Source organism: Streptomyces cinereoruber, from assembly GCF_009299385.1.
GTDB lineage: Bacteria > Actinomycetota > Actinomycetes > Streptomycetales > Streptomycetaceae > Streptomyces > Streptomyces bikiniensis.
Window position 1 is genome coordinate 1,069,017 of sequence record NZ_CP023693.1, and the last position, 21,403, is coordinate 1,090,419.

At 72.8% G+C, this 21,403-nt stretch carries 23 protein-coding genes; 9 read left to right on the forward strand and 14 right to left on the reverse strand.

What is annotated here, in order from left to right; genetic code table 11:
* Nucleotides 1-10: 10 nt before the first annotated feature.
* On the reverse strand, nt 11-1,045 hold the full coding sequence (locus CP977_RS04640; RefSeq protein ID WP_152369660.1) for an NUDIX hydrolase: 1,035 nt from the start codon (nt 1,043-1,045) through the stop codon (nt 11-13).
* Between the two features lie 148 nt (nt 1,046-1,193).
* On the opposite strand from CP977_RS04640, the gene CP977_RS04645 reads away from it, so the two are divergent.
* Complete coding sequence (locus CP977_RS04645) at nt 1,194-1,418, forward strand: hypothetical protein (RefSeq protein WP_062757822.1); 225 nt, start codon at nt 1,194-1,196, stop codon at nt 1,416-1,418.
* Nucleotides 1,419-1,485: 67 nt separating this feature from the next.
* Here the strand turns inward: CP977_RS04645 and CP977_RS04650 are convergent, their stop codons facing one another.
* Nucleotides 1,486-2,475 (reverse strand): ROK family protein, encoded by a 990-nt coding sequence (locus CP977_RS04650; protein ID WP_152369661.1) that lies wholly within the window; start codon nt 2,473-2,475, stop codon nt 1,486-1,488.
* A gap of 154 nt (nt 2,476-2,629) precedes the next feature.
* Here CP977_RS04650 and CP977_RS04655 point away from each other — a divergent pair, with 154 nt between their 5' ends.
* The gene (locus tag CP977_RS04655) at nt 2,630-3,664 is read left to right on the forward strand and encodes a LacI family DNA-binding transcriptional regulator (RefSeq protein ID WP_152369662.1); all 1,035 of its coding nucleotides are present in this window, start codon (nt 2,630-2,632) and stop codon (nt 3,662-3,664) included.
* A gap of 23 nt (nt 3,665-3,687) precedes the next feature.
* Here the strand turns inward: CP977_RS04655 and CP977_RS04660 are convergent, their stop codons facing one another.
* The 5 genes from CP977_RS04660 to CP977_RS04680 form a co-directional block, all read right to left on the reverse strand.
* The gene (locus tag CP977_RS04660) at nt 3,688-4,977 is read right to left on the reverse strand and encodes a DUF6986 family protein (RefSeq protein ID WP_062757828.1); all 1,290 of its coding nucleotides are present in this window, start codon (nt 4,975-4,977) and stop codon (nt 3,688-3,690) included.
* Between the two features lie 151 nt (nt 4,978-5,128).
* On the reverse strand, nt 5,129-6,103 hold the full coding sequence (locus CP977_RS04665; RefSeq protein ID WP_109186509.1) for an electron transfer flavoprotein subunit alpha/FixB family protein: 975 nt from the start codon (nt 6,101-6,103) through the stop codon (nt 5,129-5,131).
* A gap of 86 nt (nt 6,104-6,189) precedes the next feature.
* Nucleotides 6,190-6,975 carry an electron transfer flavoprotein subunit beta/FixA family protein gene (locus CP977_RS04670; RefSeq protein WP_079131397.1) on the reverse strand — a complete coding sequence of 262 codons (786 nt, stop codon included), beginning with the start codon at nt 6,973-6,975 and terminating at the stop codon, nt 6,190-6,192.
* 199 nt (nt 6,976-7,174) lie between these two features.
* On the reverse strand, nt 7,175-7,699 hold the full coding sequence (locus CP977_RS04675; RefSeq protein ID WP_062759228.1) for a flavin reductase family protein: 525 nt from the start codon (nt 7,697-7,699) through the stop codon (nt 7,175-7,177).
* A 197-nt stretch (nt 7,700-7,896) separates the two neighbouring features.
* Nucleotides 7,897-8,208 carry a TlpA family protein disulfide reductase gene (locus CP977_RS04680; RefSeq protein ID WP_062757835.1) on the reverse strand — a complete coding sequence of 104 codons (312 nt, stop codon included), beginning with the start codon at nt 8,206-8,208 and terminating at the stop codon, nt 7,897-7,899.
* A 245-nt stretch (nt 8,209-8,453) separates the two neighbouring features.
* Here CP977_RS04680 and CP977_RS04685 point away from each other — a divergent pair, with 245 nt between their 5' ends.
* Nucleotides 8,454-9,173: a lysophospholipid acyltransferase family protein gene (locus CP977_RS04685; protein ID WP_062757837.1), complete on the forward strand. Its 720-nt coding sequence runs from the start codon at nt 8,454-8,456 to the stop codon at nt 9,171-9,173.
* Here the strand turns inward: CP977_RS04685 and CP977_RS04690 are convergent.
* From CP977_RS04690 to CP977_RS04710, 5 genes are all read right to left on the reverse strand, one after another.
* The gene (locus tag CP977_RS04690; protein WP_152369664.1) at nt 9,160-9,792 is read right to left on the reverse strand and encodes a transglutaminase-like domain-containing protein; all 633 of its coding nucleotides are present in this window, start codon (nt 9,790-9,792) and stop codon (nt 9,160-9,162) included. The genes CP977_RS04685 and CP977_RS04690 overlap by 14 nt on opposite strands.
* Before the next feature lie 74 nt (nt 9,793-9,866).
* Nucleotides 9,867-10,946 carry a threonine aldolase family protein gene (locus tag CP977_RS04695; RefSeq protein WP_062757841.1) on the reverse strand — a complete coding sequence of 360 codons (1,080 nt, stop codon included), beginning with the start codon at nt 10,944-10,946 and terminating at the stop codon, nt 9,867-9,869.
* Nucleotides 10,943-11,704 (reverse strand): SDR family oxidoreductase, encoded by a 762-nt coding sequence (locus CP977_RS04700; protein WP_152371504.1) that lies wholly within the window; start codon nt 11,702-11,704, stop codon nt 10,943-10,945. The genes CP977_RS04695 and CP977_RS04700 overlap by 4 nt, the downstream gene beginning before the upstream one ends.
* A gap of 53 nt (nt 11,705-11,757) precedes the next feature.
* The gene (locus tag CP977_RS04705) at nt 11,758-13,164 is read right to left on the reverse strand and encodes a DUF6421 family protein (protein WP_062757843.1); all 1,407 of its coding nucleotides are present in this window, start codon (nt 13,162-13,164) and stop codon (nt 11,758-11,760) included.
* Nucleotides 13,165-13,354: 190 nt separating this feature from the next.
* The gene (locus tag CP977_RS04710) at nt 13,355-13,906 is read right to left on the reverse strand and encodes a GNAT family N-acetyltransferase (RefSeq protein ID WP_152369666.1); all 552 of its coding nucleotides are present in this window, start codon (nt 13,904-13,906) and stop codon (nt 13,355-13,357) included.
* Nucleotides 13,907-14,067: 161 nt separating this feature from the next.
* On the opposite strand from CP977_RS04710, the gene CP977_RS04715 reads away from it, so the two are divergent.
* The 4 genes from CP977_RS04715 (at nt 14,068) to CP977_RS04730 (ending at nt 17,338) form a co-directional block, all read left to right on the forward strand.
* The gene (locus CP977_RS04715; protein ID WP_109186511.1) at nt 14,068-14,640 is read left to right on the forward strand and encodes a DUF5134 domain-containing protein; all 573 of its coding nucleotides are present in this window, start codon (nt 14,068-14,070) and stop codon (nt 14,638-14,640) included.
* A gap of 180 nt (nt 14,641-14,820) precedes the next feature.
* Nucleotides 14,821-15,756 carry a M56 family metallopeptidase gene (locus CP977_RS04720; protein WP_062757850.1) on the forward strand — a complete coding sequence of 312 codons (936 nt, stop codon included), beginning with the start codon at nt 14,821-14,823 and terminating at the stop codon, nt 15,754-15,756.
* Between the two features lie 94 nt (nt 15,757-15,850).
* Nucleotides 15,851-16,537: a phosphatase PAP2 family protein gene (locus CP977_RS04725; protein WP_152369667.1), complete on the forward strand. Its 687-nt coding sequence runs from the start codon at nt 15,851-15,853 to the stop codon at nt 16,535-16,537.
* Nucleotides 16,538-16,666: 129 nt separating this feature from the next.
* Nucleotides 16,667-17,338, forward strand: a complete 672-nt coding sequence (locus CP977_RS04730; RefSeq protein ID WP_062757854.1) for a TetR/AcrR family transcriptional regulator — start codon at nt 16,667-16,669, stop codon at nt 17,336-17,338.
* Here CP977_RS04730 and CP977_RS04735 read toward each other — a convergent pair.
* The gene (locus CP977_RS04735; RefSeq protein ID WP_152369668.1) at nt 17,326-18,852 is read right to left on the reverse strand and encodes an LVIVD repeat-containing protein; all 1,527 of its coding nucleotides are present in this window, start codon (nt 18,850-18,852) and stop codon (nt 17,326-17,328) included. The two genes, CP977_RS04730 and CP977_RS04735, sit on opposite strands and share 13 nt — an antisense overlap.
* Nucleotides 18,853-18,996: 144 nt before the next feature.
* On the opposite strand from CP977_RS04735, the gene CP977_RS04740 reads away from it, so the two are divergent.
* Complete coding sequence (locus tag CP977_RS04740; RefSeq protein WP_372460742.1) at nt 18,997-19,671, forward strand: DUF305 domain-containing protein; 675 nt, start codon at nt 18,997-18,999, stop codon at nt 19,669-19,671.
* A 26-nt stretch (nt 19,672-19,697) separates the two neighbouring features.
* Here the strand turns inward: CP977_RS04740 and CP977_RS04745 are convergent, their stop codons facing one another.
* Complete coding sequence (locus CP977_RS04745; protein ID WP_104860592.1) at nt 19,698-20,087, reverse strand: ArsR/SmtB family transcription factor; 390 nt, start codon at nt 20,085-20,087, stop codon at nt 19,698-19,700.
* A 134-nt stretch (nt 20,088-20,221) separates the two neighbouring features.
* On the opposite strand from CP977_RS04745, the gene CP977_RS04750 reads away from it, so the two are divergent.
* Nucleotides 20,222-21,304 (forward strand): NADH:flavin oxidoreductase/NADH oxidase, encoded by a 1,083-nt coding sequence (locus tag CP977_RS04750; RefSeq protein ID WP_152369669.1) that lies wholly within the window; start codon nt 20,222-20,224, stop codon nt 21,302-21,304.
* Nucleotides 21,305-21,403 lie beyond the last annotated feature (99 nt).

Sequence of the window (21,403 nt, forward strand, 5' to 3'; positions counted from 1 at the left end):
CCGGTCGGGGTCATCCCGCCGGAACCCCGGCCTCCAGGTTGAGCACCGTGCCGCGTTCCCGTGCGCGCAGGGCCCAGCGCAGGCGCTGGTAGCGGACGGGCGGCAGCAGGTCGGCGGCCTCCTCCTCGGTGACGAAGCGCCAGTCGCGCAGTTCGGCGCCGGGCAGGCTCAGCCGCTCGGTGTCGGCGGCGCGGAGGGTGCCGCCGTCGAAGAGGAGCCGCAGCCCTCCGTACTTCGGGGGCTCGGGGCGCTCCCAGTCGACCAGCAGCAGCCGGGGCACGGCGTCGAGCGCGAGGCCGACCTCCTCGGCCACCTCCCGCATCCCGGCCCGTGCCGGGGGCTCCCCGAGCTCCACGACGCCGCCGGGGAACTCCCAGCCGGGCTTGTAGGTGGGGTCCACGAGCAGGAAGCGGTCCTGTTCGTCGAAGAGCAGCACGCCGGCGGCGACGGTCTCGCCGGTCGGCTCGGGCGTCTGGACGATCCCGCAGGGGGCGGCGAGCCCCGTCCGTATCGCGTCGGCGACGTTCCGGGCGGTCCCGGCAGCGGTGAGCGCGGAGTTGTCGACGGCGTGGGCGTCGGCGGCGAGCCAGCCGAGGGCGGCGCGGTACGGGTCCACGTGGGCGTGGCACCACTTCCGTACGCGGGCGTCGACCTCGGGGTCGCCGTACTCCTCCCGGGTGTCGATCCGCTGACGCAGGATCGTTTCCTCAGGGGTGAGCACGATGTGGCGCACCTCGATGCGGCGGGCGGCGAGCCCGCCGAAGATCTCGTCCCGGTAGTCCTGGCGGAGCAGGGTCATGGGGACGACCAGGACGCCGCCGACCTCGGCGTGCAGGGCGGCGGCGGTGTCGACCACGAGCCGCCGCCAGATCGGCAGGTCCTGGTAGTCCTCGACCTCGGCGAGCCGCTTGGCCGGAAGGAGCCGGCGCACCGCGTCGCCGGTGGCCTCGGGGTCGTACAGGGTGCTGTGCGGGATCAGATCGACCAGTTCACGCGCGGTGCTGGACTTCCCCGCGCCGAACGCCCCGTTGATCCAGACGATCACTTTTTCCCCCTCTTCGGTAGCCCCCTGTGGCTTGCCCGCAACACCCTGCCACGGAAACCACGAACGTATGGATCGACGGCGGGACCGGCATGCGCGTGACACTTCCGGGAAACCGTCGTTGGGAACGGCAAGCACGAGGGGTGTGGAAATGAGTCGTACGGTTCTCGAACGTTTTCCGGCCGGCGGTCCGCGGGGCAGCTGGCCCGCCGAGGAGTTCGCCGGCGCGCGGCGCGACGAAGGGGTACCGGCCCGGGTCGTGATGGACCTGGAGTCCGACGCGTTCCTGGTGGTCGTGGAGCAGAGACCGCCGGAACGGCGGAAGGCCGAGGGCAGACTGGTCGGGCAGCGGACGGCCGAGCGGGCACGGGAGTAGACGGGTCACGGGGGGAGCCGCTGCACGCTTCCCCCGTCGTACGCGGCGCCTGCGGCCCGAAGCCCCCTCAGGTACCGCCGCCGGCGCCCGCGTTCGCTCCGGCGTACGCCCCTTCTCTCCACGCGTGCGCGGCGGCCGCCGCCGCGCCGAGGAGGCCGGCGTCCGTGCCCGTGACGGCCGGGACGACCGTCAGGTTCCGTACGAAGGAGAGCGTGGCGTAGTCGCGGAGGCTGCGCCGGAGCGGGGCGAAGAGAACTTCCCCGGCGCCCGCCACCCCGCCGCCGACGACCGCGATGTCGATCTCGACCAGGGCCGCCGTGGCGGCGATGCCCGCGGCGAGCGCCCGGGCCGCGCGCTCGAACGAGGCGGTGGCCACCGGGTCCCCGGCGCGCGCGGCGGCGGCCACCGCGGCGGCGGAGACGTCGCCGTCGGGCCCCGGCCGCCAGCCGTTCTCCAGGGCGCGGCGGGCCAGGTGCGGGCCGCTGGCGAGGCGTTCGACGCAGCCGCGTCCGCCGCACGCGCAGGGCTCGCCGTCCAGGTCGACGGCGATGTGACCGATGTGGCCCGCGTTGCCGGTGGGGCCCGGGTGGAGGCGTCCGTCGAGGACGAGGCCGCCGCCGACGCCCGTGGAGACCACGAGGCAGAGGGCGTTGTCGTGGCCGCGGGCGGCTCCGAGCCAGTGCTCGGCGGCCGTCATGGCGACGCCGTCGCCGACGAGGGTGACCGGTCGGCCGCCGGTGGCCCGCCGGACCCGTTCGACGAGCGGGTAGTCGCGCCAGCCGGGGACGTTGACGGGGCTGACGGTCCCCCGGGCCGCGTCGACCGGGCCCGCGCTGCCGATGCCGACGGCGCCGGCGGCCTCCCACAGCGGGGAGGCGGCGAGGTCGCCGAGGACACCCTCGACCGCCGCCATCACCGTCTCGCCGTCCTCACGCGCGGGCGTGGGCCGCCGGGACCGGACGCGGACGCGCCCCTCGCCGTCGACCAGGGCGCCGGCGATCTTGGTGCCCCCGATGTCGAGGGCGGCGACGAGGCCCGTGGCGGGGTCGGTACACATGGACGGGGAGCCTCCAGGGGGCGGCCGGGGACGGTGCGGCGTTCCTCATCCTCTCACGCACTATGACAACGTTGTCCAGGCCCTATGCTCGTCCGGAGTCCGAAAGACGGCCCGGCCACGGCGGGGTCCCGACACGACGGAGGAACCGCAGACCGTGGCCGACACCGCCCACCGCCCCGAGCACCGCTACGGCAACCGGCCCACGATGAAGGACGTCGCCGCCAAGGCGGGCGTGGGCCTGAAGACGGTGTCCCGGGTGGTGAACGGCGAGCCGGGCGTCACCGCCGACACCGAGCGGCGGGTCCAGGAGGCCATCGAGGTCCTCGGTTTCCGCCGCAACGACAGCGCGCGGGTCCTGCGCAAGGGCAGGACCGCGACCGTCGGCCTGGTCCTGGAGGACCTGGCCGACCCCTTCTACGGTCCGCTGAGCCGGGCGGTCGAGGAGGTCGCGCGGGCGCACGGGGCCCTCCTGATCAACGGGTCGAGCGCCGAGGACCCCGACCGGGAGCAGGAGTTGGCGCTCGCGCTGTGCGCGCGCCGGGTCGACGGCCTCATCGTCATCCCGGCCGGCGACGACCACCGGTATCTGGAGCCCGAGATCAGGGCGGGCGTCGCCACGGTGTTCGTGGACCGGCCCGCCGGGCGGATCGAGGCCGACGCGGTCCTCTCCGACAGCTTCGGCGGGGCGCGCGAGGGCACGGCCCATCTGATCGCGCACGGCCACCGCCGGATCGGCTTCGTCGGCGACCGCCCGCGCATCCACACGGCGGCCGAGCGGCTGCGCGGCTACCGCGCGGCGATGGAGGACGCGGGGCTCCCGGTCCGGGAGGAGTGGGTCTCGCTGGGCCCGACGGATCCGGAGCGGGTGGACGCGGCGGTACGGGGGATGCTGAGCGCGCCGGAGCCGGTGACGGCCCTGTTCGCGGGGAACAACCGGGTCACCGTCACGGCCGTCCGGGCCCTCGCCGCGCGGCCCCGGCCGGTCGCCCTGGTCGGCTTCGACGACATCGAGCTGGCCGATCTGCTGGGCATCACGGTCGTGGCCCAGGACGCCGCCGCCCTGGGCCGGACGGCGGCGGAGCGGTTGTTCCGACGCCTGGACGGGGCCGACGGGGCGCCGGAACGGGTGGTGCTCGGCACGGCGCTCCTCGCCCGGGGCTCGGGCGAGATCGCGCCGCCGGCCGCCTGACACCGGCCCCGGCAGCCGCCCGGTTACTCGGCCGAGGCCGTGAGGTCGCCGCGGCGCGGGGCCGCGAAGCGGTCGAGGTCCGCGCGGGTCAGGCCGGTGAGGGCGCCGACCTCGGCGGTGTCGAGGGCGCCGCAGTCGATGCCGCGCAGCAGGTAGGAGCTGAGCGCCTTGGCGGTGGCGGGCTCGTCCATGACGTCGCCGCCCGCGTGGTTGGCGTAGGCGGAGAGGCGCTTGGCGGCGGTCTCGAAGCCCTCGCGGTAGAAGGCGAAGACGGCGGCGTAGCGGGTGGGGATGTGGCCGGGGTGCATGTCCCAGCCCTGGTAGTAGGCGCGGGCGAGGGCGCGGCGGGTGAGGCCGTAGTGCAGGCGCCAGGCCTCGTGGACGTGCGCGGTGGGGCCGACCGGCAGGACGTTGGTGGAGCCGTCGGAGACGCGGACGCCCGTACCGGCGGCGGCGACCTGCATGATCGCCTTGGCGTGGTCGGCGGCCGGGTGGTCGCTGGCCTGGTAGGCGGCGGAGACGCCGAGGCAGGCGCTGTAGTCGAAGGTGCCGTAGTGCAGTCCGGTGGCGCGGCCCTCGGCGGCGCCGATCATGCGGGCGACCGCGGCGGTGCCGTCGGCGGCGAGGATGGCCTGGCTGGTCTCGATCTGGATCTCGAAGCCGAGGCGGCCGGCGTCGAGGCCGTGGGCCTTCTCGAAGGCCTCCAGGAGGCGCACGAAGGCGGTGACCTGCTCGGGGTAGGTGACCTTGGGGAGGGTGAGGACGAGTCCTTCAGGGAGACCGCCGTGCTCCAGGAGGCCGGTGAGGAAGACGTCGGTGGTGCGGATGCCCCGGTCGCGTACGGCGGCCTCCATGCACTTCATCCGGATGCCGGTGTACGGGGCGGCGGTGCCCTGCTCGTACGCCTCGGAGATCAGCCGGGCGGCGCGGGCCGCGTCCCGGTCCTCGTCGTCGCCGCCGTAGCCGTCCTCGAAGTCGACCCGGAGGTCCTCGATCGGCTCGCGCTCCAGCTTGGCCCGCACGCGGCCGTACACGTCCTCCGCGAGGTCGTCGGAGAGGCCGAGGACGGCGGCGAAGGAGGCGGCGTCGGGGGCGTGTTCGTCCAGGGCGGCGAGGGCCTGGTCGCCCCAGGAGCGGACGGTGCCGGCGTCGTAGAGGTTGCCGGGGACGTAGACGGTGTGGACGGGCTGGCGGGTGCCGGGGTCTCCCGGGTAGCGGCGGTCCAGCTCGGCGTCCACCGCGGCGAGGGAGGCGCTGATGCCCTCGCTGACCGCGCCCGCGAGGCTCGTCGACACCTTCTCCTGCTGACCCATCCCATACCCTCCTGTTTTCCGCTGCACGGAATCAACAATCCGTATGGCGAAGTTAACGGGCGGTCGGAGCTGAGTCAATGGGTGTCCGAAACGGCCGGGGGCCGCACGGTGAGAGTTCACCGTGCGGCCCCCGGTCCGACAGAACCGCAGGTCAGCCCTTGCGGGTCTTGACCTCTTCGGTCAGCTGCGGGACGACGTCGAAGAGGTCGCCCACCACGCCGTAGTCGACGAGCTCGAAGATCGGCGCCTCGGCGTCCTTGTTGATCGCGACGATCGTCTTCGAGGTCTGCATGCCCGCGCGGTGCTGGATCGCGCCGGAGATGCCGGAGGCGATGTACAGCTGCGGCGAGACCGACTTGCCGGTCTGGCCGACCTGGTTGGCGTGCGGGTACCAGCCGGCGTCCACCGCGGCGCGGGAGGCGCCGACGGCCGCGCCGAGCGAGTCGGCCAGCGCCTCGATGATCGCGAAGTTCTCGGCGCCGTTGACGCCGCGGCCGCCGGAGACCACGATCGCGGCCTCGGTCAGCTCGGGGCGGCCGGTCGACTCGCGCGGGGTGCGCGAGGTGACCTTGGTGCCGGTGGCCAGCGGGCCGAAGGAGACCGACAGGGCCTCCACCGTGCCGGCGGCCGGGGCCGGCTCGACGGGGGCCGAGTTCGGCTTGACCGTGATGACCGGGGTGCCCTTGGAGACGCGGGACTTGGTGGTGAAGGAGGCGGCGAACACGGACTGCGTCGCCACCGGGCCCTCCGCGCCGGCCTCCAGGTCCACGGCGTCGGTGATGACACCGGAGCCGATGCGGACCGCGAGACGGGCCGCGATCTCCTTGGCCTCGGCCGAGGAGGGGACGAGCACGGCGGCCAGGGAGCCCCCGGCGGACACAGACTCGTAGGCGGCCTGGAGGGCGTCGACCTTGGGGACGACGAGGTACTCGGCGAACTCGGGCGCGTCGGCGGTCAGGACCTTGACCGCGCCGTGCTCGGCGAGGACCGGGGCGGTGTCGGCGGCGCCGTTGCCGAGGGCGACGGCGACCGGGTCGCCCAGGCGGCGGGCGAGCGTCAGCAGCTCCAGGGTGGGCTTGCGGACGGCTCCGTCGACGTGGTCGACGTAGACGAGGATCTCAGCCATGGGGATTCAATCTCCTGCGAAGGTGAGGGGGAGGTCTGAGCGGCGCGCGAGGCCCGGGAAGGCCCCCGGCCCGCGCGGCTGAAGCCTTAGACGAACTTCTGGCTCGCGAGGAACTCGGCGAGCTGCTTGCCGCCCTCGCCCTCGTCCTTGACGATCGTGCCGGCCGTGCGGGCCGGACGCTCGGCGGCGGAGTCGACCGCGGTCCACGCGCCCTCCAGGCCGACCTCCTCGGCCTCCAGGTCGAGGTCGGAGAGGTCCAGGGACTCCACCGGCTTCTTCTTGGCGGCCATGATGCCCTTGAAGGACGGGTAGCGCGCCTCGCCCGACTGGTCCGTCACGGAGACGACGGCCGGCAGGGCGGCCTCCAGCTGCTCGGAAGCGGCGTCGCCGTCGCGCCGGCCGGTCACCTTGCCGTCCTCGATCTTGACCTCGGAGAGCAGCGTGACCTGCGGGACGCCCAGGCGCTCGGCCAGGATCGCGGGCAGGACGCCCATGACGCCGTCGGTGGAGGCCATGCCGGCGATGACCACGTCGTAGCCGGTCTTCTCGATCGCCTTGGCCAGCACCAGCGAGGTGCCCATGACGTCGGAGCCGTGCAGGTCGTCGTCCTCGACGTGGACGGCCTTGTCGGCGCCCATCGACAGCGCCTTGCGCAGCGCGTCCTTGGCGTCCTCGGGGCCGACCGTGAGCACGGTGACCTCGGCGTCGTCCGCCTCCTCGGCGATCTGCAGCGCCTGCTCGACCGCGTACTCGTCGAGCTCCGACAGCAGGCCGTCGACGTCGTCGCGGTCCACCGTCAGGTCATCGGCGAAGTGCCGGTCGCCGGTGGCGTCGGGCACGTACTTCACACAGACAACGATCCTCAAGCTCACGCCGGCTCTCCTACTGCATCGTCATAACTGGGCTGCCTTGTTGCTCGCAGCATAGGCGCCTGAAGGGCGGGTTTCCGGTCGGGGCGCCGGACGCCCCGACCAAAATATTACTCGCCAGTACACCCAGTTCGTTACCACTGAGCAAGCGCTCAGCCGTGTGACCTTCCCAACGCGCGGAGAGCGGCGCGCGCGGGAACCCTCAGTCGCGCAGCGCGTTGAAGCGCCCGTGGTGGTAGAGCAGCGGTCGGCCCGCTCCGTCCGGGTCGCCCGCGACCGCCTCCGCGATCACGATCCGGTGGTCCCCGGCGGGCACCCGGGCCACGACGCGGCACACCAGCCAGGCGAGGACGTCGTCGAGGACGGGCACGCCCTCGGGGCCGACGCTCCAGCGGGTCCCCTCGCCGAAGCGGTCGGCGCCGCTGCGCGCGAAGGTGGCGGCCAGGTCCTGCTGGTGCTCGCCGAGTATGTGCACGCCGACGAACTCGGCCTCGGAGACCACCGGCCAGGAGGAGGACGCGGTGCCCACGCCGAAGGAGATCAGCGGCGGTTCGGCGGCGACGGAGCTGAGCGAGGTCGCGGTGAAGCCGACGGGGCGCTCGCCGTGGGCGGTGACGACCGCGACGCCGGCCGCGTGCCGGCGGAAGACGGAGCGGAGCAGATCGGGAGAGGCCTGCCGGGGCGCGCCGATCGTGGGAACGGTGCGGAGCTCGGGCGAAACCGTCATGGAGTTGTCCTTCTGCGAGGGCGGCATGGAGGAGTCCTGGGGTGGGTCAGACGCCCGGACAGCGCGCGCTCGCGTTGCGGGCCAGGTCCACGTGGGCCCGGCCGTGGAGAAGGAGTTCCAGAGTCACTCCGTCAGGGTGACGATCGGTGGCGGGTGCAGTCAAGTGCGTACCGGGATGTGGGAGGAGTGTCACGGCGTCAGACCACCCGTCCCAGGGCGGCGATGACGTCCGCCCTGCGGGGCTGTCCGGCGGCCCGGCGGACGACGCGGCCGGTCCGGTCGAGGACGAGCACGGTGGGGGTGCGGGCGATGCCGAGCGCGCGTACGAGGTCGAGCCGCGCCTCGGCGTCGATCTCGACGTGCCCCACGCCGGGCACCATCGCGGCGACCTCGGCGAGGGTGCGGCGGGTGGCCCGGCAGGGCTGGCAGAAGGCGGTCGAGAACTGGACGAGGGTGGCCCGCTCCCCCAGTTCGGCGCCGAGCGCCTCCGGTCCCAGGACCTCGCTCATCCTTCTCCGCTCCTCCTCGTCTCCGCGCGCCCGTTCCGCGCGCCCTGGGATACAGCACCGCAGGACGGGTATCCGATTCCCGTTCCGGCCACCGCGAGTGACGAGAATCTCCCCTCGCGAGGCCGCTGAGGCTGGTCACAGCGTCCCTCATGGGGCACGATCTGCCCAAAGCCGAAAACCTACGGCCGCGTAACTTCGCCGGGAGAACCCTCCCCGGACAAGCAGGAAGAAGGGGTTCCTCTCCGATGGCAGAACTCGTCTATCGGCCGGTCGTCGGCGCCGCTCTGACCATGTTCAAGGCGCTCGACCTGAAGATCGACACACAGGGTTCGGAGCACATCCCGCGGACCGGCGGGGCCGTTCTGGTCAGCAACCACATCAGCTACCTGGACTTCATCTTCACCGGTCTCGCCGCGCTGCCGCAGAAGCGCCTGGTGCGCTTCATGGCGAAGGACTCGGTCTTCCGGCACAAGATCTCCGGCCCGCTCATGCGCGGCATGAAGCACATCCCGGTGGACCGCGCCCAGGGCGAGCACGCCTACAAGCACGCCCTGGAGTCGCTGCGGGCCGGCGAGATCATCGGCGTCTTCCCCGAGGCGACCATCTCCCAGTCCTTCACGCTGAAGGGCTTCAAGACGGGCGCGGCGCGCCTCGCGCAGGAGGCGGGCGTCCCGCTGATCCCGATGGCGCTGTGGGGCACCCAGCGGATCTGGACGAAGGGCCGGCCGCGGAACTTCAAGCGGAACCACATCCCGGTGACGATCCGGGTCGGCGAGGCCGTGGAGGCCCCCGCCGACCAGTACGCGGGCGCCATCACCCGGCGGCTGCGCGAGCGCGTCCAGGAGCTCCTGGAGGCCGCGCAGCGCGCCTACCCGGTCCGCCCCAAGGACGCGGCCGACACCTGGTGGGTGCCCGCGCACCTCGGCGGTACGGCTCCGACGCCGGCCCAGGTCAAGGAAGCGTGACCGGCTCCGGCCCGATCGGCTCCAGCCCGGCGGGGAGGGTCCGGTCCAGGTGCGGCCGGTCGCGGGCGGCCCTCAGGGCCGCCAGGACGGCCGGGTGGGGCTCGGCGTGGAGCTGCGGGTAGTCCACCTCGCCGAGCTCCGGGCGTACGGTCCTGACGAGGCTCTCCGGCCCGAGGGAGAAGCGGGTGTCGACGCCCGGCGCGTTGCCCCTCGGGTCCTGGCGGGCCCACGCCCGCTCCCCCGGCAGCAGGACGGCGGTGAGGCCGTGCACCACGGGGTGGGATCCGTCGTCGTCGGTGAGCCGCTGGTAGCAGAGGGCGGCCGGGATGCCCCGGGCCCGCAGGAGCGCCGCGTACGCGACGGTCTTGGCGTAGCAGATGCCGGTGCGCTGCTCCAGGACGTCGGAGGCGCGCCAGGTGACGCGGAGGTCGCCGGAGTCCATGGAGTGCGGGATCGCGTCGCGTACGTACGCGAAGGCCGCTTCGGCGTATGCGTGTGCGCCGGGGTGCGCGGCGGAGAGCCGGTCCGCCACCTCCCGTACGACCGGGTGTTCGTGGTCGACGGCCTCGCTCGCGGCCACGTAGGCGTTGATGCCGGGGTCCTGCTGGATGAGTTCCATGCGGGACGACCCTAGGGAGACGGCCGGACAGAGTCAATGACTTTCCGCCCGGCCGTATATTCATGCAGCCCGATTCAGCGGGCCAGCTCTTCCTTCAGGGCCTGGAGGAAGGCGTCCACGTCGTCCTCCGTGGTGTCGAAGGCGCACATCCAGCGCACGTCGCCGGCGGCCTCGTCCCAGAAGTAGAAGCGGAAGCGCTCCTGGAGCCGGCGGCTCACCTCGTGCGGGAGGCGGGCGAAGACGGCGTTGGCCTGGACCGGGTAGAGGATCTCCACCCCGTCGAGGGCGCGCACCCCGGCCGCGAGGCGCTGGGCCATCGCATTGGAGTGGCGGGCGTTGCGCAGCCACAGGTCCTTCGCGAGCAGGGCCTCCAGCTGCACCGACACGAACCGCATCTTCGACGCGAGCTGCATGGACAGCTTGCGCAGGTGCTTCATGTGGCTGACCGCGTCCGGGTTCAGCACGATCACGGCCTCGCCGAAGACCATCCCGTTCTTGGTGCCGCCGTACGAGAGCACGTCCACGCCCACCGCGTTGGTGAAGGCGCGCATGGGCACGTCGAGCGAGGCGGCGGCGTTGGCTATCCGGGCCCCGTCGAGGTGCACCTTCATGCCCTTGGCGTGGGCGTGCTCCACGATCGCGCGGATCTCGTCCACCGTGTAGACGGTGCCCAGCTCGGTGTTCTGGGTGATCGAGACGACCTGGGGCATGGCCCGGTGCTCGTCCTCCCAGCCCCAGGCCTGCCGGTCGATCAGCTCGGGGGTGAGCTTGCCGTCCGGGGTCGGCACGGTGAGCAGCTTGAGGCCGCCCATCCGCTCCGGCGCGCCGCCCTCGTCCACGTTGATGTGGGCGGACTCGGCGCAGACGACGGCGCCCCAGCGGTCCGTGAGCGCCTGGAGGGCGGTCACATTGGCCCCGGTGCCGTTGAAGACCGGGAAGGCCTCGGCGCTCGGACCGAAGTGGCTGTGCACGATCCGCTGGAGGTGGTCGGTGTACTGGTCCTCGCCGTAGGCGACCTGGTGGCCTTCGTTGGCGAGGGCGAGGGCCGCGAGGACCTCGGGGTGGGCGCCGGCGTAGTTGTCGCTGGCGAAGCCCCGGACCGACGGGTCGTGGTGACGACGCGCGTCGGTCCTGGGGCCGAGGGCCGCGGTCACGGCTTGGGGGTCAGCCACAGACGCTGTCCATTCACTTCCTGGGCGGGCTTGTCCCACAGGCCGGCGATCTCTGAGGCCAGGTCGTCGACGTCGGTGAAGCCCGCGAACTTCGCGTTGGGTCGCTCGGCGCGCATGGCCTCGTGCACCAACGCCTTGATCACCAGGATGGCAGCCGCCGCCTGCGGGCCGTCGTCGCCCCCCAGCTTGCGGAAGGAGTCCGCCATGGCGAGGGTCCAGGCCTCGGCCGCCGCCTTGCCCGCGTTGTACGCGGCGTTGCCCGCGACCGGCTTGTGGGCGCCGGCCTGGCTGATCAGGGCGTAGCGGCCGCGGCCGCCCGCGCGGAGCAGCGGGTCGTGGAAGGCGAGCGAGGTGTGCTGGACCGTGCGGATCAGGAGCTTCTCCAGGAAGTCCCAGTCCTTGAGCTCGGTCTCCGTGAAGGAGGGGCTGCCGCGCCAGCCGCCGACGAGGTGGACCAGGCCGTCGATCCGGCCGAACTCCTTCTCGGTCTTGGCGGCCCAGTCGCGGGTGGCGGCGAGGTCGAGCAGGTCGACGGTGTCGCCGACGACCGTGGCGCCGCCGTGCGCGTAGCGGGCGGCGTCGACGGCCTCCGCGAGGCGGGCCGGGTCGGCGTCGGACGCGATCACGGTCGCGCCCGCCTCGGCGAGCCGCAGCAGCGTGGCGCGGCCCGCGGGACCGGCCGCGCCGGCGACCGCGATGACGGCGCCGTCGAGCGGCCCGCCGTTTCCTTCGGCGTTCATGGACACCGTCTCCTCCGTGCGCTCGGCGTTCTCCGGCTTCTCGGCAGGAGCGCTCACGCGGCGGCCCGCTCGGTGCGCGGGGCGCCGGCGGCGGTGATCCCCTTGGTGTCGGCGATCACGCCCTTCAGCTTCTTGGCGAGGGCCTCGAAGAACATGCTGAGCGGAAACTCGTCCGGAAGCACGTCGTCCACGAGTTTGCGCGGCGGCAGGGACAGGTCGAGTGCGTCGGGGCCCTTGGCCCACTTCGAGCCCGGGTGCGGGGCGAGGTAGGTGGAGACCAGCTCGTACGCCTTGAACCAGTGGACGAGCTTGGGGCGGTCGATGCCGTCGCGGTAGAGCTTCTCGATCTCGGCGCAGAGCTGGTTGGTGACCTCGGGGGCCCGCTGCCAGTCGATCTTGAGGGTGTTGTCCGTCCAGCGCACCACGTCGTGCTTGTGGAGGTACGCGAAGAGGAGCTGGCCGCCGAGGCCGTCGTAGTTGCGGTTCCGGTCGCCGGAGAGCGGGAAGCGGAACATGCGGTCGAAGAGGACGGCGTACTGCACGTCACGGCCGTGCGTGTTGCCCTCGGCCTCCAGCTTCACGGCCTCCTTGAAGGCGGTGAGGTCGCAGCGGAGCTCCTCCAGGCCGTACATCCAGAAGGGCTGGCGCTGCTTGATCATGAAGGGGTCGAAGGGCAGGTCGCCGTGGCTGTGGGTGCGGTCGTGGACCATGTCCCACAGGACGAAGGCCTTCTCGCAGCGCTCCTGGTCCTCGATCATCGCGGCGATGTCGGCGGGCAGCTCGATGCCCAGGGTGTCGACGGCGGCCCCGGTGACCTTGCGGAAGCGGGCGGCCTCGCGGTCGCAGAAGATGCCGCCCCAGGTGAAGCGCTCGGGGGCCTCGCGGACGGCGATGGTCTCCGGGAAGAGGACGGCCGAGTTGGTGTCGTACCCGGCGGTGAAGTCCTCGAAGGTGATGCCGCAGAAGAGCGGGTTGTCGTAGCGGGTGCGCTCCAGCTCGGCGAGCCACTCGGGCCAGACCATGCGGAGCACGACGGCTTCGAGGTTGCGGTCCGGGTTGCCGTTCTGCGTGTACATCGGGAAGAGCACGAGGTGCTGGAGCCCGTCGGCGCGGTCGGCGGCCGGCTGGAAGGCGAGCAGCGCGTCCAGGAAGTCCGGCACCGCGAAGCCGCTCTCGGCCCACTTGCGCAGGTCGGAGACGAGGGCGCGGTGGTAGGCGGCGTCGTGCGGGAGCAGGGGGGAGAGCTGCTCGACGGCGGCGACGACCCGGTCGAGGGTCGGCTCGACCTGGGAGCGGGCGGGGGCGTCCTCGGCCTCGAAGTCGATGGAGCCGTCCGCGCTCTGCCAGGCGCGGATCTCCTCCACGGCATTCTTGAGCTCGGGCCAGGCCGGGTGGTCGATGACCCGGGCGTCGGTGGATATCCCCCCACCGGTCACGTCCTGCACAAGAATTTCCGTCATGCCTCTTCCTCCACAGGAGAACCTTGCGTCAAGACACCGTATACATCGACGCTTCTCCCCCACAAGAGGAGCAAGGGAAATTATCCTGCGTGACCCCCCTATCGGCAGAAGTTTTTCCTGCCGCCGGGGGGTGAGGCCACGCTTCCGCCCTTCGGGTGGTTTCGGGACCGCGGGCCCGCCGGACCCCGGCTCACACCAGCGGCTTGACCAGCAGCTCGAACTCCAGGTCGTCGCGCTGGGGCACACCGAAGCGCTCGTCGCCGTAGGGGAAGGGGGTCGTCAGGCCCGTCCGCCGGTAGCCGCGCCGCTCGTACCAGGCGATCAGCTCCTCGCGCACGGAGATCACCGTCATGTGCATCTCGCGCACGTCCCACAGCTCGCGCACCCGGCGCTCGGCCTCCGCGATGATCCGCTTGCCGAGGCCCGCGCCCTGGAGCTCGGGGCGGACGGCGAACATGCCGAAGTAGGCGGCCTCGCCGCGGTGCTCCAGCTGGCAGCAGGCGACGGCCTCGCCGTCCCTCTCGACCACCAGGAGCCGGCTGCCGGGGGCGGTGATGACGGCGGCCACGCCGTCGGGGTCGGTGCGCTGCCCCTGGAGGATGTCCGCCTCCGTGGTCCAGCCGCCCCGGCTGGCGTCGCCCCGGTAGGCCGACTCCACGAGCGGGACGAGGACGGGGACGTCCTCCAGGACCGCTTCGCGGTAGCCGATCCGGCCGGTCTCCTGGGACGTGGCGGTGTCCATGTACGGGGCTCCCCTCGGGCTTCGGTGATCGGCGTGCGCGATCGTCCCGAGCCTAACGCGCGCCTCTTCGCTCCCCCTCGTACGCCTGTGCGCCCGCGTACCCCTCCGGAGGCACGGGCATCCCTCCCCCGAGGGGGACGGTGTCGAGGGGGAGGTGTGCCGTGCACGGACCGGCTCTGTCCGGCTGGTTGATGGTCGCCCTGTGCGCGGTGACGGGCGTGTACTGCCTGCTGCGGATGCGCGCGTGCGCCGGGGAGGAGCGGCGGACGGCCGGCGGCGAGGCGGTGATGGGGTTCGGGATGGCGTTCATGGCGCTGCCCGCCGCGGTCCTGACACCGCCGGGGTGGAGCTGGATGGTGTACGCGGCGGTGTTCGGCGCGACGGCGCTGCACGGTCTGGCCGCCGTCCGGCACGGCGGCCACCACGTCCACCATCTGATGGGCTCGCTCGCCATGGTCTACATGGCGGTGGCGATGGCGGCCCCGGGGAGCGCCGGGGCGCACGCGGGGCACACGGCGGCGGGCGCCGGGGGCATACCCGTGCTCACGGGCGGGCTCCTCCTCTACTACGCGGTGTACGTGCTGCGCGCGGGGGCGGGGCTCGTCCCGGTGACGGCGGGCGGTCCGGGGAACGGCCCGGCGGGCGGTGCGGACCGGACCGGCGGACCGGAGATGACGCTGGCGTGCCGCCTGTCGATGGCGCTGGGCATGGTGGCCATGCTCGTGACGCTCTGAGGGGGTACGGGGCGGAGGGGGCCGTGGCGCGCCGGCCGTGGGGCGTCGGCGCCGTGCCGTCGCACTGCCGTGCTGCCGGCTGCCGTGCTGCCGTGCTGCCGTGGCAACGAAACCGTGGCGTACGTCACTTGCTCTCCGCACCCGTACCCCCGACCGGTACCGCGCTCATAGGCTGGCGCCATGTGGGTCTCCCTCGTGCTGTTCCTGCTCGGCCTCCTGACCGCCCTCATGGCCCCCCGGCTGCTGTCCAGGGCGGACTGGGTCGAGCGAGAACCCGTGGTGGCCCTGTGGGTGTGGCAGTGCGTGGTGGCCGCCGTACTGCTGAGCTTCGCGCTCTCCATGACGTTCAGCGCGTCCGTCGCCTGGCAGGCCGTGCGCGGCCAGGTCTTCGCGCCCGCGCCGAGCACCGTGATCGAGGCGTACGAGCTGGGCACGAGCGGCCCCTGGTCCGCGGTGCTCGCGGTGGCCCTCGCGGCCGGCGGGGTGTGGTCCGGGGCGATGCTGGGCCGGGAGATCGGCCGGGCCCGCGCCCGGCGCCGGCAGCGCCGCTGCGACCTGCTGGTCCGCGCGCCCCTGATGCCCGGGGAGGAGCCGGGCGGCGAGCGCCTGGTGGTCCTGGAGGGCGAGCGGGCGGACGTCTGGTGGCTGGCGGGGCCGACGCCCCAGCTGGTCATCACCACGGCGGCGCTGCGCCGCTTGAAGGGGCGTCAGCTGGACGCGGTCCTGGCGCACGAGCAGGGCCACGCCCGCGCCCGGCACGACTGGCTGCGGCACTGCTCGGCGGCGCTGGCCGCCGGCTTCCCGGGGGTTCCCGTCTTCACGGCCTTCCGCGAGGAGATGCACCGCCTGGTGGAGCTGGCCGCCGACGACGTGGCCTCGCGCCGGTTCGGGCGGCTGACGATCGCGCTCGCGCTGGTCGGACTGAACGAGGACCGCGGGGTGTTCGGCCCCGGTCCGGGCCCGGGCGCGGACCTGCCCCGGCGGGTGAACCGGCTCCTGACCGCGGCGCCCCGGCTCACGGCCGGACGCCGGCTGCGCCTGACGGCGGCCGCGGCCCTGGTCCCCGTGGTCCCGGTGCTCGTGGCCTTCGTCCCGGCGCTGCGCGCGCTGGGTTAGGGCCTGCCCGGCAGAGTGTCCCGGACCGAGCGCCGGGAGGCGCGCGGGGCGTGTGAGGGGTCGTACGGGGCCGATCCTGGGGCAGGATCGGCGCATGCGATCCTCCGCCGTGGTCTCCGGAGTCCTGTCCGCCCTGCTGCTCGTGCTCGTCGCCGTCGGCTGGTCGCCGCTGCTCTCCTGCGACCGGGCGGTCGCCGAGGAGCTGCACCGCGGTGCCGTCGCCCACCCCGGCCTCACCCGGGTCAACCGCGTTCTGAGCGACTGGGTGTGGGACCCGCTGACCATGCGCGCCCTGGCCGCCGGGACGGCGGTGCTGCTGTGGTGGCGGAAGGAGCGGCGGCTCGCCCTGTGGGTGGTCGGAACGACCGTCCTGGCCCTGCTCCTCCAGCAGGGGCTGAAGGCCCTGGTGGGGCGGGAGCGGCCGCAGTGGCCCGATCCGGTCGACTGGGCGCGCTACGGGGCCTTCCCGTCCGGGCACGCGATGACGGCGACGGTCGTCTGCGGGCTGCTGCTGTGGGTCCTGGCGCTGCACTGGCGGGACGGACGGCGCGGCTGGGGCGCGCTCGCGAGCGCTGCGGTCGTGTCGGTCCTGGGAGTGGGCTGGACGCGGGCCTACCTGGGCGTCCACTGGCCCTCGGACGTCGTCGGGGGCTGGCTCCTCGGCTGGTTCTGCGTGGCCGTGGCGATCCTCGCGTACCGCAGGGGCGAGCGGCGCGGACCGCGGACCGTCCCGGGGACCGGCGGCACGGACGGCGGGAGCGGAAAGGCGGGAGAACGGTGAAGCCGCCTGTTCTGGACGATCCCCCGTGTCGCCCAGAACAGACGGCGTCCCCGGCGGTCCGCCACGGGGGCAGGCCGACGGGATGCGCCGAGTATATTGGCCGGCAGCCAGTCAACGCAGGAGTCCAGCATGTCCCCGCGTAGCCCGTCGGTCAATGAAGAGCTTCGGCGTCGGTCGCGGGAGCGCATTCTGCGGGCCACCGTGGAGCTCGTCGACACCAAGGGCTACGAGACGACCACGCTCGGCGACATCGCGGAGCGGGCGGGGACGGCGCGGGGGCTGATCTCGTACTACTTCCCGGGCAAGCGGCAGCTGCTCCAGTCGGCGGTGCACCGGCTGATGCACCTCACCCTGGCGGCGGCGCTGGAACGCGAGCCGCGCACGGAGGACGGCCGGGAGCGGCTGGCCCGCGCGATCGACGCGATCCTGGGGCTCGCGGTGGAGCGCCCGACCCTGATGCGGACCCACATGGCGGGCATCCTGCAGGCCGAGGGCTTCGTGCGCTGCGAGGAGCAGCAGCGCCTCGCCTTCCTGCTGCGGGACACGGTCGAGCGGTACGGCTCCGAGGACGTGGACACGGACTATCCGCTGCTGCGGGCCCTGCTGATGGGCGCGGTGGTGGCGGTGCTGCTGCCGGGGGCCCCGATGCCGTGGACGCGGCTGCGGTCGGAGCTGTTCGCGCGGTACGGCCTGGACTGGGAGCTCGGCGTGCCGCCGGACGGGGGTCCGCCCGGCGGCGCGCCGTCGTTCGGGTCACCTGCGGGCCGCGAGGGGCGCGGCGGGCCGGATCAGTCGAAGTAGTCCGGCTGCGTCTGGACGTTGAGCTCGTCCAGCCGGACCCGCTTAGCGGGGTCGGTGAGGCGGTCGGAGATCTTGAGGACGTCGAAGCCCTTGGCGATGTCGTTCGAGTAGATGTGGCCGTTGTAGTAGTACGCGGACCAGGAACCGCCGACCGACAGGGTGGTGTCGGAGAGCGGGCCGCGCTCGAAGTGGGCGATCTCCTTCGGCTTGGCCGAGTTCGTGAAGTCCCAGACGGAGACGCCGCCCTGGTACCAGGCCTGGACCATGAGGTCCTTGCCCTTGACCGGGATCAGGGAGCCGTTGTGGGCGACGCAGTTCTCGGTGGCGGCCTGGTGGCGCGGGATCTTGAAGTAGCTGCGGAAGACGAGCTTGCTCCGCTTCCCCTTGCCGACGACGTCGTAGATGCCGTTGGCGCCCCGGTTCGGGCCGACCTCGGCGTTGCAGGTGGCCGCGCCGCCGCCGCCGAGCTCGTCGGTGAAGACGATCTTGTTGGCCTTCAGGTTGAAGGTGGCGGAGTGCCAGAACGCGAAGTTGACGTTGTCCTGGACGCGGTCGATGACCCGCGGGCGCTCGGGGTCGGAGATGTCGAAGAGGATGCCGTCGCCCATGCAGGCGCCGGCCGCGAGGTCCTTCTCCGGCAGCACGGTGATGTCGTGGCAGCCGGTGGTCTTGGAGACGCCCGGGTTGGTGGGGGCGCCCGGGTTGCCGCCGCCGTCCGGGCCCTCGCCCGGGAAGAGGACGGGGAAACCGACGAGCCTGGCCTTCTCGGGCGCCTTGCGGGGCACCTTGATGACCGAGATGCCGTCGTGCGGGCGCCGGCAGTCCGGGAACGTGTCGCCGGGGCCGTAGGACGAGACGTACACGTACACGTCCTTGCGCTGCGGCACGAGCGTGTGGGTGTGGGAGCCGCAGGCGGTCTCGACGGAGGCGACGTACTTCGGGTTCCTGATGTCGCTGATGTCGAAGATCTTCATGCCCTCCCAGGACTCCTTGACCGTGGCGGGCTGGGTGGTGCTCGCACAGGAGTCGTCGCTGCGGGAGGAGTCGGTGGAGAGGAAGAGCAGGTCCCCGGAGACCGAGATGTCGTTCTGGGAGCCGGGGCAGAGGACCTGGGCGACGGTCTTCGGGGAGCTCGGCCTGCTGATGTCGAAGATCCGGAAGCCGTCGTAGTTGCCGGCGAAGGCGTACCTGCCCTGGAAGGCGAGGTCCGTGTTGAAGCCCGGCAGGGCGTCCTTGGGGATGTTGGCCAGGTGTTCGATGTTCCCGGAGTGGACGATCTCGTCCACTCCGGGTATCTCGCCGCTCCGGATCGCGGAGCGCGCGTCCGCGGCCTCCTCCGAGGAGACGGTGGCCCGGGCGGGGGCGTCTCCGGGGTCGGGGGTGGCGGCCACGGGTCCGGCGGCGAGCAGGGTGGCCAGCAGCCCGGCCGCGGCGGATGCCACGCCCAGGCGTCTGATCCGGCCGCGCGGATCGCGCGCGGCGGTCGTGGTACGCGGGGTACGCAACGAAGTCACTCGTCCTCCCTGGTGTCCGTTCGGCTCTGAACGGTGTTGGACCCCGGCAGTATGTTCCTTGCCGTGCACATATCAACAGATGGCAACGGAGACGTAATGAAGGATTCCGGTCGGCGCCCCGGAGAAAAGTGCTAGGAACGGTCCTTGTCCCCGCAAGAACACCTGGAGGTCGCGTTGTTGATCCGCCGTCAGCGTGCCGTCGTCGTGACCCTGACCGCCGCCGCCGTACTCGCCCTGGGCGCCTGCGACGCGGAGCCGGAGAAGAACGCGCCGCGGGCGGCCTCGACCGGGGGGACGGTGATCGCGCCGGGGAAGCCGGGTGAGCCGGCCCGGCGGGTCACCCCCGAGGAGGCCGCCCGACTGCTCCCCGACGAGAGCCCGAACGGCGCGGACTTCCGGTACGTCCAGATGATGATCGTGCACCACCGCCAGGCCCTGACGATGACGGAACTGGCCCCGGGACGGGCGGAGTCCGACGGGGTCAGGAAGGTCGCCGAACGCATCTCGGCCGCGCAGAAGCCGGAGATCGGCGCGATGGAGGGGTGGCTGAAGAACAACGGCGGGCCGCGCGACCAGGGCGGGCACGCCCATCACACGATGCCGGGCATGGCCACGGAGGCACAGCTGGCCGAGTTGCGGAAGGCGCGGGGCAAGGCCTTCGACGCGCTCTTCCTGAAGCTCATGATCACGCACCACCAGGGGGCCGTGACGATGGCGGCGGAGCTGCTGGGCGCGGGCAACAACGGCCTGGTGGAGGAGATGGCGAACGACGTGATCGCCCAGCAGACGTCGGAGATCGGCCGGATGCGCTCGCTGTAGGGACGGGCGCTCCCCGGCGGCGGCCGTCAGGCCGTCGTGCCCCCGGCCGCCTCGCCCCCGGCCCCTCCCTCGCGCCCGTCGCGGTCGGCCTGGGCCGTGGCCGCCGCGAGGACGGTGTCGAGGAGGCCGGGGAAGAGGGCGTCGAGGTCCTCCCTGCGCAGGACGTTGAGCTTCGCCGTCCCCCGGTACATCTGCCGGACGACTCCGCTCTCGCGCAGCACCCGGAAGTGGTGCGTCGTCGTGGACTTGGTCACCGGCAGGTCGAAGTACGAACAGCTCAGCCCGGTGCCCTCGCGCGCCATGTCCCGCACGATCCGCAGGCGCACGGCGTCCGCGAGCGCGTGCAGCACGTCTTCGAGGCGGATCTGGTCGCGCGCGGGGTGTTCGAGGACGCGCGGGCTGGTGGTGGTCGTCATGGCGGCTCCACTTCTCCGGGAAGGACCCATTGTACGATGATCCTCGTAGTTTGACAGTCGCCGTAGTACGGTGAGTATCGTACGAACATCTTCGCGGCATCCCGTCACCGAGGCACCCCGAAACGGAGTCCGTCATGAGCGTCGCCCTGTTCGAGCCCTACACCCTGCGGTCCCTGACCTTCCCCAACCGGGTCTGGATGGCGCCCATGTGCCAGTACTCGGCGGAGGCGACCGGCCCGGCCGCGGGTGTCGCCCGTGACTGGCACTTCGCCCACTACGCAGCCCGCGCCACCGGCGGCGCCGGACTGATCCTGGTCGAGGCGACCGCCGTCGCCCCCGAGGGCCGCATCAGCCCGGCGGACCTCGGCCTCTGGAACGACGCCCAGACCGAGGGGCTGCGGCGGATCGCCGGCTTCCTCAAGGAGCACGACACCGTGCCCGGCATTCAGATCGGGCACGCCGGGCGCAAGGCCTCGACCAACCGCCCCTGGGAGGGCCGCGGGCCCGTCGCGCCCGGCGGCGACGGCTGGCAGCCCGTCGGCCCCAGCCCGGTCCCGTTCGACGAGGGCCACCCGGTGCCGACCGAGCTGACCGTGGAGCGGATCCGGGAGATCACCGGGCAGTTCGCGGACGCGGCCCGCCGCGCCCTGGACGCCGGGTTCGAGGTGATCGAGGTGCACGGCGCCCACGGCTACCTCATCGGCGAGTTCCTCTCCCCGCACAGCAACCGGCGCACGGACGCGTACGGCGGCTCCTTCGAGAACCGGACCCGTTTCGCCCTGGAGGTCGTGGACGCGGTGCGGGCCGTGTGGCCCGAGGACCTGCCCGTCTTCTTCCGGATCTCGGCCACCGACTGGCTGGAGGAGCAGGGCTGGACGCCCGACGAGACCGTGCGGTTCGCCGCGCTGCTGCGCGAGCACGGCGTGGACCTGCTGGACGTCTCCAGCGGCGGCAACGGCGGACCGGCCCGGATCCCGGTGGGCCCCGGCTACCAGGTGCCCTTCGCCGCCCGCGTCAGGGCGGAGACCGGGCTGCCCGTGGCCGCCGTCGGCCTCATCACCGAGAGCGGGCAGGCCGAGAAGATCGTCGCCAACGGCGAGGCCGACGCGGTCCTCCTCGGCCGCGAACTGCTGCGCGACGCCTCCTGGCCCCGCCGCGCCGCCCGCGAGCTGGGCGCGGAGGTCCAGGCGCCGTCGCAGTACGCCTGGGCGATCTGACGAGGTCACGGGGGTGGCGGGGCGCGTCCCGGAGGCGTTGTCAGTGGGCGGGTGCAGACTGGCCGTATCCGTGACAAGGACGTCCTGGAGGTGGCAGTC

What these genes read in the sequence shown, in the direction of transcription:
- CP977_RS04645 (WP_062757822.1), top strand. Translation starts at nt 1,194, where the DNA reads ATGAGTCGTACGGTTCTCGAACGTTTTCCGGCCGGCGGTCCGCGGGGC.
- CP977_RS04650 (WP_152369661.1), bottom strand. Translation starts at nt 2,475, where the DNA reads ATGTGTACCGACCCCGCCACGGGCCTCGTCGCCGCCCTCGACATCGGG.
- CP977_RS04660 (WP_062757828.1), bottom strand. Translation starts at nt 4,977, where the DNA reads ATGGGTCAGCAGGAGAAGGTGTCGACGAGCCTCGCGGGCGCGGTCAGC.
- CP977_RS04665 (WP_109186509.1), bottom strand. Translation starts at nt 6,103, where the DNA reads ATGGCTGAGATCCTCGTCTACGTCGACCACGTCGACGGAGCCGTCCGC.
- CP977_RS04675 (WP_062759228.1), bottom strand. Translation starts at nt 7,699, where the DNA reads ATGACGGTTTCGCCCGAGCTCCGCACCGTTCCCACGATCGGCGCGCCC.
- CP977_RS04680 (WP_062757835.1), bottom strand. Translation starts at nt 8,208, where the DNA reads ATGAGCGAGGTCCTGGGACCGGAGGCGCTCGGCGCCGAACTGGGGGAG.
- CP977_RS04685 (WP_062757837.1), top strand. Translation starts at nt 8,454, where the DNA reads ATGGCAGAACTCGTCTATCGGCCGGTCGTCGGCGCCGCTCTGACCATG.
- CP977_RS04690 (WP_152369664.1), bottom strand. Translation starts at nt 9,792, where the DNA reads ATGGAACTCATCCAGCAGGACCCCGGCATCAACGCCTACGTGGCCGCG.
- CP977_RS04700 (WP_152371504.1), bottom strand. Translation starts at nt 11,704, where the DNA reads ATGAACGCCGAAGGAAACGGCGGGCCGCTCGACGGCGCCGTCATCGCG.
- CP977_RS04705 (WP_062757843.1), bottom strand. Translation starts at nt 13,164, where the DNA reads ATGACGGAAATTCTTGTGCAGGACGTGACCGGTGGGGGGATATCCACC.
- CP977_RS04710 (WP_152369666.1), bottom strand. Translation starts at nt 13,906, where the DNA reads ATGGACACCGCCACGTCCCAGGAGACCGGCCGGATCGGCTACCGCGAA.
- CP977_RS04720 (WP_062757850.1), top strand. Translation starts at nt 14,821, where the DNA reads ATGTGGGTCTCCCTCGTGCTGTTCCTGCTCGGCCTCCTGACCGCCCTC.
- CP977_RS04725 (WP_152369667.1), top strand. Translation starts at nt 15,851, where the DNA reads ATGCGATCCTCCGCCGTGGTCTCCGGAGTCCTGTCCGCCCTGCTGCTC.
- CP977_RS04730 (WP_062757854.1), top strand. Translation starts at nt 16,667, where the DNA reads ATGTCCCCGCGTAGCCCGTCGGTCAATGAAGAGCTTCGGCGTCGGTCG.
- CP977_RS04745 (WP_104860592.1), bottom strand. Translation starts at nt 20,087, where the DNA reads ATGACGACCACCACCAGCCCGCGCGTCCTCGAACACCCCGCGCGCGAC.
- CP977_RS04750 (WP_152369669.1), top strand. Translation starts at nt 20,222, where the DNA reads ATGAGCGTCGCCCTGTTCGAGCCCTACACCCTGCGGTCCCTGACCTTC.